A 12,543-nucleotide genomic window follows, 5' to 3' on the forward strand; every position below is an offset into this window, starting at 1 on the left:
GGTTGGCGCAGATGACCGACGCCGACATCGGCATTTACGGCGAAGGCCGCCGCGCCAACTGGATCCGCCTGCGCACCATGATCCTGTTGCGCTGGTTCGCCATCGCCGGCCAGCTCGCCGCCATCGTGGTGGCCGAACAGGTCTACCGCATGGACCTGGAGACCGGGCTGTGCATCCTGGCCATCGGCATCTCGATCATCGGCAACCTCGTGGCGATGTTCATCTTCCCCGAGAACAAGCGCCTGTCGGAGACCGAGAACCTGCTCATGGTGCTCTTCGACGTGCTGCAGCTGGCCTTCCTGCTGTTCCTGACCGGGGGGCTGCACAATCCCTTCTCGCTCTTGATCCTGGCGCCAGTGACCGTTTCGGCGGCGGTGCTGCCCCTGGCGCGCACGGTCTTCCTGAACATCACCGCCTTCGCGCTGGTCACCGGGCTGGTCTTCTACCACCTGCCGCTGACCACCGAGGCGGGCGAGCTGCTGCGCATCCCCGACCTCTTCGTCTTCGGGCAATGGGCGGCGATCACGATCGCGTTGATCTTCATCTCGATCTACGCCCGCCGCATCACCCAGGAGATGCATTCCATGGGCGACGCGCTGGCGGCGACGCAGATGGCGCTCGGCCGGGCGCAGAAGCTCAACGACCTGGGCGGGGTGGTGGCGGCGGCCGCACACGAGCTGGGCACGCCGCTGGCGACCATCAAGCTGACCTCCTCGGAGCTGATCGAAGAGCTCGACGACCGGCCCGAGCTGCAGTCCGACGCGCTGCTGATCCGCGAACAGGCGGACCGCTGCCGCGACATCCTGCGCTCCATGGGGCGGGTCGGGAAGGACGACCTGCAGCTCCGCCAGGCGCCGCTTCTCGAGGTCATCCGCGAGGCCGCCGAGCCGCATGAGGACCGCGGCAAGGTGATCCGCGTCGAGGCCCAGCGCGGCCCCGGCGGCAGCGAGGAGGAGCCCCTGGTCCTGCGCCGCCCCGAGATCATCCACGGGCTGCGCAACCTGATCCAGAACGCGGTGGATTTCGCCCGCAGCACGGTCTGGATCGAGACGCTCTGGTCCGATGACCTGGTCTCGATCCGCATCGTCGACGACGGCGGCGGCTTCCCGCCGCATCTCCTGGGCCGGATCGGCGATCCGTTCATGCGCTCGCGCCGGACCGAGACCGACCGCGGCCAGCGCCCGGCCTACGAAGGCATGGGGCTGGGGCTCTTCATCGCCAAGACGCTGCTCGAACGGACCGGGGCGGAGTTGAGCTTCGCCAATGGCTCGGACCCCTTCGCGGGCAGCGGCGGCCCCCGGCGCGGCGCCATCGTCGAGGTGGTCTGGCCGCTCTCCGCCGTCGCCGTGGACACCCGCGCCGCGCGGGCGCCGATGGGGCAGAACCGGCCTTTCGATGGGTGACTGTGGCTCTGCACCGGCGCGAATGCCGGTGACGGCGGCCCGGTGCGTGGTGTTCTCGGAGCAAGCCTGACCGCCCCGTCACGCGGTCCCTTTGACCGCCTCACCCTGCCCCGCCCCACAGGGTTAACCGGCCATTAACCCGTGGTTAACCGAATCTTGCCAGCCTGAGGATCGTTCTCTTGGAGGGGCGCATGGCCGGGGCGGCGATCTTCGCGATATTGGTGGGCACGGGGCTGGCGCTGGTGCTGATCGGCCTGCCCGGCCCCCTGCAGGGCGCCCTGCCCGGCCCGGCGCGCGGCGCCCGCCTGCCGCGCCCCGCCAGCGCCGAACGGCTGGCCGCCGAACGCGCGCCCGCGCCGATCTGGCTGACCTCGGCCACCGGCAACCTGCTCTGGGCCAATGCCAGCTACCGCCGCCTCGCCGCGCGCATCGGGGCGGAACGGGTCTTTCCCGACCCTGTCCCCGAGGACCGCCGTGCCGTGCGCCGCATCCGGCTCGAGCCCAAGGGCCCCGCCACGCCCGGCTGGTTCGACGTCCAGACCCGCGCCACCCGCGGCGGCGCGCTGCATTATGCCCAGGACGCGGGCCCCCTGGTCGCCGCCGAGACCGCCCGGGCGACCTTCGTGCAGACGCTTGGCAAGACCTTCGCCTCCTTGCCCACCGGCCTCGCGATCTTCGACCGCGACCGGCAGCTCGCGCTGTTCAACCCGGCGCTTCTGGACCTCACAAGGCTCTCGGCCCCCTTCCTCTCGGCCCGGCCGACGCTGGTGACCTTCTTCGACCAGCTGCGCGAAAGCCGGGTCATGCCCGAACCGAAAAGTTATTCCGACTGGCGCGCCCATCTCGCCGACCTGGTCGAGGCCGCCAAGGAGGACCGCTACACCGAGACCTGGAGCCTGCCCGACGAGACCACCTACCGGATCACCGGGCGCGCCCATCCCGACGGCGCCATCGCCTTCCTCTTCGAGGACATCAGCTCCGAGATCGCCCTGACCCGCCGCTTCCGCGAGGAGCTGACCCTGAACCACGCGGTGATCGAGGCGCTGGGCGACGCCATCGCGGTCTTCGACGCGGGCGGCATCTGCATCTTCTCGAACGCCAGCTACCGGCGGCTCTGGCTTTTCGACGCGGGCGCGCAGATCCGAGAGGCGACGCTGGCCGAGGCGCTGGCCGAATGGCGCGCGAAATCGGCCCCCGGGGAGGGCTGGTCCGAGGTCGCCTCCGCGCTCGAGGCGCGCGACCGGGGTGAGGCCTGGCAGGGCGTCGCCCCGGGCCCCTCGGGGCACCTCCTGGCGGTGGCCTGCGCGCCGCTCGCCGGGGGCGCGCTGCTGGTGCGCTTCTCGCGCGGACCGGGGCGCGGGGCGGGGTGAATAGGGACGGCTGGGGCGGGGTGAACCGGGTGCGCTGATCCGGGCAATATCAGGCTCTGTGCAGCTGTTTTCCCCGCATATCGCCTGAGCACCCCTGCCCACGCCGCACCCGCGCACCAGCCACCCAGCCTCCGCCTCGAACAACCCTTAGCCGCCGCGTCACCCGGCCGATCCGCGATCCCCTCTTGCGAGTGATCATGGGCGCGATACTCTCGCGCCCATGCCAGCCCAGCGCCTGCACATCCCCCTGCCCGACGCCGAGGCCACGGCCGCGCTGGCCGCGGCCCTCGCCCCCCGGCTGGACCCCGGAGACGTGCTGCTCCTGTCGGGCGGCATCGGCGCCGGCAAGACCCATTTCGCCCGCGCCCTGATCCAGGCCCGGCTCGCCGCGCCCGAGGACGTGCCCTCGCCCACCTTCACGCTGGTCCAGACCTACGAGACGCCCGAGACCGAGATCTGGCACGCCGATCTTTACCGCCTCGAGGGGCCCGACAGCGTGCTGGAACTGGGCCTGGCCGAAGCCTTCGACACGGCGATCTGCCTGATCGAATGGCCCGATCGCCTGCAGGAGGTCGCCCCCGAGACCGCGCTGTCGCTGGCCTTCTCGGACGGCGCATCCCACGACGAGCGGCGGTTGGAGCTGAGCTGGAGCGACGCCCGCTGGGCGGCCAAACTCGACGGTATTGCTCCGTGTTAGAGACGTTTCTCGCCACCGCCGGATGGGACACGGCCCGCCGCAACCCGCTCGCGGGCGATGCCTCCGCGCGGCGTTACACAAGACTGAAATCCCCCTCCGGCAACGCCATCCTGATGGAGGACCCCGAGGGCGACCCGGCCCAGTTCGCCGCGCTCGCGCGCTACCTGACGCAGCACGGGCTCAGCGCCCCGCGCATCCTGGCCGAGGCGCCGGGGCTTCTCCTGATCGAGGACCTGGGCGACGCGCTGTTTGCGGGCCTCGCGGACCGCGACGAGGCGACCGAAATCAGGCTCTATGAAACCGCGATCGAGGCACTTCTGGCGCTGCAGCGGCTGTCGCCGCCCTCCGGGCTCGCGCGCGCCGACGCGGGCTATTTCGCCCGCCAGACCGAGGATGCGCTGAGCTGGTATCTGACCGGCGCGGGCGCCGAGACGCACCCGCAGGACCGCACCGACCTCGCCGCCGCGCTGAGCGCCGCCATCGACCGTCACAGCCCGGACTGCGCGGTCACCATCCTGCGCGACTACCACGCCGAGAACCTGATCTGGCTGCCCGAGCGCGAAGGCCCGGCCCGCGCGGGCCTTCTCGACTTCCAGGACGCGCTGGTCGGCCACCGCGCCTATGACGTGGTCTCCCTGCTGGAAGACGCGCGGCGCGACGTCTCCGAACCCGCGCGCGAGGCCGCGATCAGGCTCTATCTCGGCGCAACCGGCCTGTCGGACGAAGGGTTCTCCGCCGCGCTTGCGGTCCAGGGCGCGGCGCGGAACCTGCGCATCTTGGGCATTTTCGCCCGGCTGGCCGCCGTGCGGGGCAAGCCGCATTACGTCGACATGATGCCGCGCGTCTGGGCCCACCTGATGCGCGACCTGCGCCACCCGGCGCTGGCTGACCTCGCGCCCCGCGTCACCGACCTTCTGCCCGCCCCGGAGCCCACCGTGAGAGAGCTTATGAAACGCAATGCCTGAGGCCGCGATGATCTTCGCCGCGGGGTTCGGCACGCGCATGGGCGCGCTGACGAAAACACGCCCGAAACCCCTAATCAGGGTCGAAAACCAGACGCTTCTCGACCGCACGCTGGCGCTGGCCGACCACCTGCCGCGCCGGGTGGTCAACGCGCATTACCACGCCGACCAGATCCAGCGGCACCTCAAGGGGCGCGACGTGCAGGTGGTGGTCGAATCCGAGGAGATTCTCGACACCGGCGGCGGGCTGCGCAACGCCTTGCCGCAGCTCGGCGCAGGGCCGGTCTACACGATGAACGCCGATGCCGTCTTCGCCGGGCCGAACCCGCTGGAGGTGCTCTCCGAGGCTTGGGATCCGGCGCGAATGGGCGCGCTGCTCCTCTGCCTGCCGGTCGCGCGCGCCGTCGGGCGGCAAGGCGGCGGCGACTTCACCCTGGGGCCCAATATGCGGCTCGAACGCGGGGGAAATCACGTCTACACCGGCGTGCAGATCCTCAAGACCGAAACGCTTTCCGAGATCCCCGAGCGGGTCTTTTCGCTGAACCTCCTGTGGAACCGCATGGCGGCGGAGGGCCGGCTTTTCGGCTGCGACTACCCCGGCCGCTGGGCCGACGTGGGCCACCCCGAGGGCATCGCCCTGGCCGAGGAGATGCTGGCCCAATGATCTTCGAGGATGCCCCGACCCCGCGTCTTTACGCCCTGCCGCCCGGCGCGGATTTCCCCGCCGAGCTGGTCCGGGGCCTGACCGCGCGCCACGAGAGCCTGCCGCCCGAGGCCATGGCCCGGGCCGAGCTCTTCCTCAACAGCGCCCGGATGCGGCGCCGCGTGACCGAGCAATTCGCCAATCACCGCGCGGGTTTCCTGCCGCGTCTGCGGCTTCTGACCGAAACCGGCGACCCCGCGCTGCGGGCGCTCCTGCCCGCCCCCGTGCCGCCGCTCCGCCGCCGGCTCGAGCTGACCGCGCTGGTCTCGCGGCTCCTGGACCAGGAACCCGACCTCGCCCCGCGGGCCGCGCTTTTTGACCTGGCCGAGAGCCTCGCGCAGCTCATGGAGGAGATGCAGATCGAGGATGTGCCGCCCGAGGCCATCGCCGCGCTCGACGTCTCGGACCTTTCCGGCCACTGGGAGCGCGCGCTGCAATTCCTGCGCATCGTGCAGCATTATTTCGAGGCCACGCATCCCGCGCCGGACGCCGCGCAGCTCCAGCGCCGCGCGGTGGAGGCCCGGCTGGAGACCTGGGCCGAGGCCCCGCCGAGCCACCCGGTGATCGTTGCGGGCTCCACCGGGTCGCGGGGCACGACCCACGAGATGATGTGTGCCGTCGCGCGTCTACCCCAAGGGGCTGTGATCCTGCCGGGCTTCGACTTTGACCTGCCGCGGCATGTCTGGGACCAGCTGATCGACGACATGCCGCGCAAAGACCAGAGCCAGCCGGGCGAGGATCACCCGCAGTTCCGCTTTGCCCGGCTGCTGCGCGACCTGGGCGCAAGCCCCGCCGACGTGCGTCCCTGGGGCGGCGACGCGCCCGCGCCCGCGCGCAACCGGCTGGTGTCCCTGGCGCTGCGGCCCGCGCCGGTCACCGACCAATGGCGCGCCGAGGGGCCGGAACTGCCGCCGCTGCGCGCCGCGACCGAGGGCATGACGCTCCTCGAGGCCGCCAACCCGCGCGAGGAAGCCGTGGCCATCGCCATGCGCCTGCGCCAGGCCGCCGAGGACGGCACGCGCGCCGCGCTGGTCACGCCCGACCGGGTGCTGACCCGGCAGGTCTCGGCGGCGCTCGATCGCTGGAACATCGTGCCGGACGATTCCGCCGGCCAGCCCGCGCAGCTCAGCCCGCCGGGGCGGCTCTTGCGGCAGGTGGCGGCGCTTCTGCACGAGGAGCTGACGGCGGAGAGCCTGCTGGCGCTTCTGAAGCATCCGCTCTGCCACGGCGGCGACGATCCGGGCCGGGACCGCAGCCCGCATACCGCCGCTTTGCCCAAGTTAGAGACACATATCCGCCGCAAGGGCATGCCCTATCCCGACGCCGAGGCGCTGGCGACCTGGGGCGAGAAGGCGGACCAAGCCCGCTGGGCGGCCTGGCTCGGGCGCTGTTTCTGCGCGCCGCGCGCCACCGGGGCCCGGCCGCTCGCCGACTGGGTGGCCGCGCATCGCGCCCTGGCCGAGGAGGTGGTCGCGGGCAGCGCCGGGGCCGGGCCTGCCGCGCTTTGGGACAAGGAGGCGGGACGCAGCCTGCGGGCGGTCATGGACAACCTCGCCGCCGAGGCGGGCGCGGGCGCCGATCTGACCGCCAGGGATTACGCCGAGCTTTTCGGCGCGATCCTCGCCCGCGAAGAGGTGCGCCGCAGCGAGACGGTGCACCGTGACATCCGCATCTGGGGCACCATCGAGGCGCGCGTCATGGGCGCGGACCTCATCATCCTGGCCGGGCTGAACGAGGGCAGCTGGCCCGAGGCGCCCAAGGCCGACCCCTGGTTGAACCGCCGGATGCGCGCGGAAGCGGGTCTGACATTGCCCGAACGGCGCATCGGTCTGGCGGCGCATGACTTCCAGCAGGCGATCGGCGCGCGCGAAGTCTGGCTGACCCGCGCGGTGAAATCCGACGACGCCGACACCGTGCCCTCGCGCTGGCTGAACCGCTTAACGAACCTCATGGAGGGCCTGCCCGAACGCGAGGGCGACAGCGCACTGGCCGAGATGCGCGCGCGCGGCGACGCCTGGCGCGCGCGGGTCGCGGCGCTGGAGGCGCCCGCGGTCAGCGCCCCGGCAACGCGGCCTTCGCCCAAGCCGCCCGCCGAGGCCCGGCCGCGCAAGCTGCGGCTGACGCAGGTGAAGACGCTGGTGCGCGATCCTTACGCGATCTACGCCAAGGAGGTGCTGCGCCTCGATCCGCTGAACCCGCTCATGCAGGCGCCCGACGCGCTCTTGCGCGGGGTGGTGATCCACGACGCGCTGGAGCGCTTCGGCAAGGCCATGCGCGACGCGGGGCTGGCGCCCACGCCCGAGGCCTTCCTGCGGGAAATCGAGACTGTTCTGGCGGAAAAGGTGCCATTCCCGCTGGCCCGGCAGCTTTGGCATGCGCGGCTGAGACGGGTCGCCCAGCCCTTCGTCGAGGCCGAGAAGGCCCGCCAGGCCCGCGCGCGGCTGGCCCATATCGAGACCGGCGGCGAGACGCGGATCGAGCCTCTGGACTTCACCCTGATCACCCGCGCCGACCGGATCGACATGGATGACCTCGGCTATGCGCATCTCTACGACTACAAGACCGGCGCGCCGCCTTCGGAGAAGCAGCAGAAAAGCTTCGACCCGCAGCTTCTTCTGACCGCCGCGCTGGTGATGCGCGGGGCCTTCGAGAACCTCACTCCGCGCGGCGTGGGCTCGGCGCATTACCTGCAGATCGGCTCCGAGACGAAAGAGGTGGCAGCCCCCCTCGAGGAGATGCAGCCCGCCACGGTTTGGGCCATGTTCGAGACGCTTGTGGCGGACTATCTCTCGCCCGACAAGGGCTTTACCGCGCGGCGGGCGATGTTCAGCGATCAGGCCATCTCGGACTACGACGACCTCTCGCGGCTGGGCGAATGGTCGGTCTCTGACCCTGCCGACCCGGAGGTGCTGACATGACCCGCGACGCGGCAAGCGAAGCCCAGGTCCTGGCGGCCCGGCCCGAGGTCTCGACCTGGCTGTCGGCCAATGCCGGCTCGGGCAAGACCCGGGTGCTGACCGACCGCGTCGCGCGGCTTCTGCTGGACGGCGTGGCGCCCGAGAACATCCTGTGTCTGACCTACACCAAGGCCGCGGCCAGCGAGATGCAGAACCGGCTGTTCCGGCGGCTCGGCGCCTGGGCCATGCTGAGCGACGCCGACCTGCGCGCGACCTTGACCGAACTGGGCGTCGAGGGCGCGCTGCCGGGGGTCTTCCTGCAGAAAGCCCGCACGCTTTTTGCCCGCGCGATCGAGACGCCGGGCGGGCTGCGGATCCAGACGATCCACTCCTTCTGTGCGGCTCTGTTGCGGCGCTTTCCGCTCGAAGCCAAGGTCAGCCCGGACTTCCGCGAGATGGAGGACCGCGCCGCGCAGCTCCTGCGGGCCGAGATCCTCGACAGCCTGTCGAACGGCCCCGAGGCGGATCACGTCACCGCGCTGGCGCTGCATTTCACCGACCAGGACGACAACCTCGACCGGCTGTTGCAGGAGGTGCTGACCCGCCGCGCGGCCTTCGATCCGCCGCGCGCCCCTGAGGAGTTGCGCGCCGCTTACGGCCTGCCCGAGGGCTACGGCCCCGAGGCTTTCCTGGCCGAGGTCTTCCTGGGCGGCGAGGCCGAGCTGATCGCGGAAATAGTCCCTATCCTGCGCCAAAGCGGCGGCAATGACGCCAAGGCGGCCGAGGCGCTGGCGGGGGCCACGGGCCGCGACGCGCAGAGCTTCGAGGCGCTGAAGGCGGGGCTTCTGACCCAGGCCGGCACCCCGCGCAAGAACTTCCCCAAGAAGGCCCTGCGCAGCGATCCGGGACTTGCCCCCCTGATCGACCGGCTCGACCAGCTGACCCTGCGGGTCGAGGCCGCGCGCGACCGGGCGCTGGCGCTCTCTGCCTGCGAGCGCGACCTGGCGCTGCACCGTTTCGCCCAGGTCTTCCTGCCGCGCTACGAGGCCGAGAAACAGGCGCGCGGCTGGCTCGATTTCGACGACCTGATCCAGAAGGCGCATGACCTTCTCTCCGACGAGCGGGTGGCCGACTGGGTGCTCTACCGGCTCGACGGCGGGATCGACCACATCCTGGTGGACGAGGCGCAGGACACCAACCCGCTGCAGTGGAAGGTCATCGCCAAGCTCGCCCGCGAGTTCACCGCCGGCGAGGGCGCCCGCGCCGAGGCCCGGCGCACGATCTTCGTGGTGGGCGACAAGAAGCAGTCGATCTACTCCTTCCAGGGCGCCGACCCCGATGCCTTCGACCGCATGCGCGAGGCCTTCGACGCGCAGCTCGCCCCCTCGGGCGCGCCGCTCGAGACACGGTCCCTGGCCTACAGCTTCCGCTCGGCGGGCACGATCCTGCGGGCGGTCGACGCGACCTTCGCGGGCGCCGAGGGCTCGGGCTTTGCCGCCGAGGGCCGGCACCTGGCCTTCCACGAGGCGATGCCGGGGCGGGTCGACCTCTGGCCCGTGGTGCCGAAGCCCGAGACCGAGGAAGACGGCCCCTGGTCGGACCCGGTCGACCGCAACGCGCCGACCGATGCGACGGTGGTTCTGGCCGAACGCATCGCCGCCGAGATCTCCGCCGCCGTCGCGCGGGGCCAGCCGATCGCGCTTGGGCCCTCCGCGCCCCGGGCCATGCAGGCGGGCGACGTGCTGATCCTGGTGCGCCGGCGCGGCGCGCTCTTTCACGAGATCATCCGTGCCTGCAAGGCCGCCGGCCTGCCGGTGGCCGGGGCCGACCGGCTCAAGGTCATGGCCGAACGCGCGGTCAAGGACATCGGCGCGCTCCTGTCCTTCCTGGCGACGCAGGAGGACAACCTCTCGCTCGCCGTGGCGCTGCGTTCGCCGCTCTTCGGGCTGAGCGAGCAGGACCTCTTCACTCTTGCCCATCGCCGCAAGGGGCCAAGCCTCTGGGAGGCGCTGCGCGCCCGGGCCGAGGACTATCCCCGCACGATGGAAATCCTGTCGGACCTGCGCGACCAGACCGACTTCCTCCGGCCCTACGACCTGATCGAACGGGTGCTGACGCGGCACGGCGGGCGGGCCCGGCTGATCGGGCGGCTCGGGGTCGAGGCCGAGGACGGGATCGACGCGCTGCTCTCGCAGGCGCTGACCTACGAGTCGGGCAGCGTGCCCTCGCTGACCGGCTTCCTCGGCTGGATGCAGACCGACGACCTGGAGATCAAGCGCAGCCCCGAGGCGGCGGGCGCGGCGATCCGGGTGATGACCGTGCATGGCGCCAAGGGGCTGGAAGCGCCGGTGGTGATCCTGCCGGAATGCCAGAAGCCGCAGGGCCAGGTGAAATCCGCCCTGCTGGCCACGCCCGACGCGCCGGAGACCGCGCTCTGGAAGACCCGTTCGGAGCAGATGCCCGCGGCCCAGGCCGAGCGGCTCGAGGCGATGAAGGCCCGCGAGAAGGCCGAGCGGGACCGGCTGTTATACGTCGCCATGACCCGCGCCGAGGCCTGGCTGATCGTCGCGGCGGCGGGCGACATCGGCAAGACGCCCGAGGACTCCTGGTATGGCCAGGTGGCGCAGGGGCTCGAGGCCTGCGGGGCCGAGACCTATGAGACCGAAGGCGGGTCGGGCCTGACCCTGGGCGCCCTGCCCGAAAGCGCGGAGGCCAGCGCGCCGCCCGCGCGGGCCGAGCGGGCCGAGTTGGAGCCGTTTTTCGCAGATGCCGCCGCGCCGCGCCCGGCCGATCCGGGGCCGCTTTCGCCCTCGGACCTGGGCGGGGCCAAGGCGCTGCCGGGCCTCGGCGAGGAAACCGAGACCGCCCAGGCGCGCGGCACCTTCGTGCATCACCTGCTCGAGTGCCTGCCGGAGCTGCCACCCGGGCGGCGCGCGGAGGTCGCGCAGCATCTCCTGGCGCGCGAGGGGCTTGAGGGGCCCGAAGGCGCGGCGCTGGTCGCCGAGGCGCTGGCGCTCCTGGACGCCCCGGCGCTGGCGCCGGTCTTCGCGCCCGAGACGCTCGCCGAGGTGCCGCTGGCCGCCGAGCTGCCGGGCCTCGGCCAGCTCTACGGGGTGATCGACCGGCTGGCGGTCACTCCCGAAAGCGTGACCGCCTATGATTTCAAGACCAACCGCCAGGTGCCCCAGACGCCCGAGGCGGTGCCCGAGGGGCTCTTGCGGCAGATGGGCGCCTATCGCGCGATGCTGGCAGAGATTTATCCCGGCCGGGCGCTGCACATGGTGCTGGTCTGGACCGCGACGGGCGCGCTCATGGAGCTGCCCGAGGCGCTGACCGGACCCGCCCTGGCCCGCGCGGGGCGACTTGATTCTGCCGGGGCCGGTCCATAGGTTCGTCCTCCAAGACATTCCGCAATTTCTCTGGAGACGAGACCATGGCCACCGTTGCCGTTACCGACGCCACTTTCGACCAGGAAGTGAAGAATTCCGACGTGCCCGTCATTGTGGATTTCTGGGCCGAATGGTGCGGCCCCTGCAAGCAGATCGGCCCGGCCCTGGAAGAGCTCGCCGATGAATACGGCGGCAAGCTGAAGGTCGCCAAGGTGGACGTCGACCAGAACCCCAACACCGCCGCCCAGATGGGCGTGCGCGGCATCCCCGCGCTCTTCATCTTCAAGGACGGCCAGGTCGTGTCGAACCGCGCCGGCGCCGCGCCGAAGGCGGCGCTCAAGGGCTGGATCGACGAGTCGATCTGATCCCGCGTCCGCGACGTGACAGCTTCAAGGCCCCGCCCCCGCGCGGGGCCTTTTCGTATCCGGGCGGGCTTTTGCCGTCCGGTTGCGCGCCCGCGCCGCAGGCCCCATATCGCGGCAGACCGACAAAGGAGTGAGACATGGCCGACGACACCTTCCCCGGCTGGCACGGCACCACGATCATCGGCGTCCGCAAGGGCGGCGAGGTGGTGGTCGCAGGCGACGGCCAGGTGAGCCTCGGGCAGACCGTGATCAAGGGCTCGGCCCGCAAGGTCCGCCGCCTCAGCCCCGGCGGCTACGACGTGGTCGCGGGGTTCGCGGGCTCGACCGCCGATGCCTTCACCCTGCTCGAGCGGCTGGAAGCCAAGCTCGAGGCGACGCCGGGCCAGCTGCAGCGCGCCAGCGTGGAACTGGCCAAGGACTGGCGGACGGACAAATACCTGCAGAAGCTCGAGGCCATGCTGATCGTGACCGACGGCAAGGACCTCTATGTCATCACCGGGGCGGGCGACGTGCTCGAACCCGAGCATGACATCGCCGCGATCGGCTCGGGCGGGAACTTCGCGCTCGCCGCCGCGCGGGGTCTCATGGAGACCGAGAAATCCGCCGAGGAGGTGGCCCGCCGCGCGATGGAGATCGCCAGCGACATCTGCGTCTATACCAACGGCAACCTGACCGTGGAGAAGATCGGCGGCTGAGGCGTGCCCCGGCGCCTTTGCGCCGGAACAGAGCCGCATATCGCCGTTCGAGAAAGGACCCC

Annotated in this window: 9 protein-coding genes; all 9 read left to right on the forward strand. The window is 71.4% G+C overall.

The window, feature by feature from the left end:
- Nucleotides 1-11 precede the first annotated feature (11 nt).
- Nucleotides 12-1,403: a sensor histidine kinase RegB gene (gene regB / locus ACX938_RS05375; protein ID WP_459430264.1), complete on the forward strand. Its 1,392-nt coding sequence runs from the start codon at nt 12-14 to the stop codon at nt 1,401-1,403.
- Nucleotides 1,404-1,594: 191 nt separating this feature from the next.
- Nucleotides 1,595-2,773 carry a PAS-domain containing protein gene (locus ACX938_RS05380; RefSeq protein WP_459430265.1) on the forward strand — a complete coding sequence of 393 codons (1,179 nt, stop codon included), beginning with the start codon at nt 1,595-1,597 and terminating at the stop codon, nt 2,771-2,773.
- Nucleotides 2,774-2,993: 220 nt separating this feature from the next.
- On the forward strand, nt 2,994-3,470 hold the full coding sequence (gene tsaE, locus ACX938_RS05385) for a tRNA (adenosine(37)-N6)-threonylcarbamoyltransferase complex ATPase subunit type 1 TsaE (protein ID WP_459430266.1): 477 nt from the start codon (nt 2,994-2,996) through the stop codon (nt 3,468-3,470).
- On the forward strand, nt 3,464-4,435 hold the full coding sequence (locus ACX938_RS05390) for an aminoglycoside phosphotransferase family protein (RefSeq protein WP_459430267.1): 972 nt from the start codon (nt 3,464-3,466) through the stop codon (nt 4,433-4,435). Before tsaE ends, ACX938_RS05390 begins: the two co-directional genes overlap by 7 nt.
- On the forward strand, nt 4,428-5,096 hold the full coding sequence (locus ACX938_RS05395; RefSeq protein ID WP_459430268.1) for a nucleotidyltransferase family protein: 669 nt from the start codon (nt 4,428-4,430) through the stop codon (nt 5,094-5,096). Before ACX938_RS05390 ends, ACX938_RS05395 begins: the two co-directional genes overlap by 8 nt.
- Complete coding sequence (gene addB / locus ACX938_RS05400; RefSeq protein ID WP_459430269.1) at nt 5,093-8,053, forward strand: double-strand break repair protein AddB; 2,961 nt, start codon at nt 5,093-5,095, stop codon at nt 8,051-8,053. Before ACX938_RS05395 ends, addB begins: the two co-directional genes overlap by 4 nt.
- A complete protein-coding gene (gene addA, locus ACX938_RS05405; protein ID WP_459430270.1) occupies nt 8,050-11,421 on the forward strand; it encodes a double-strand break repair helicase AddA in 3,372 nt (1,123 codons plus the stop codon). The genes addB and addA overlap by 4 nt, the downstream gene beginning before the upstream one ends.
- 44 nt (nt 11,422-11,465) lie before the next feature.
- Entirely contained in the window at nt 11,466-11,786 is a 321-nt protein-coding gene (gene trxA, locus ACX938_RS05410) for a thioredoxin (protein WP_232754572.1), read from the forward strand.
- A 137-nt stretch (nt 11,787-11,923) separates the two neighbouring features.
- A complete protein-coding gene (gene hslV, locus ACX938_RS05415) occupies nt 11,924-12,481 on the forward strand; it encodes an ATP-dependent protease subunit HslV (protein ID WP_232754571.1) in 558 nt (185 codons plus the stop codon).
- The last annotated feature ends 62 nt before the right edge of the window (nt 12,482-12,543 follow it).

It is taken from the genome of Roseivivax sp. (genome assembly GCF_054552075.1).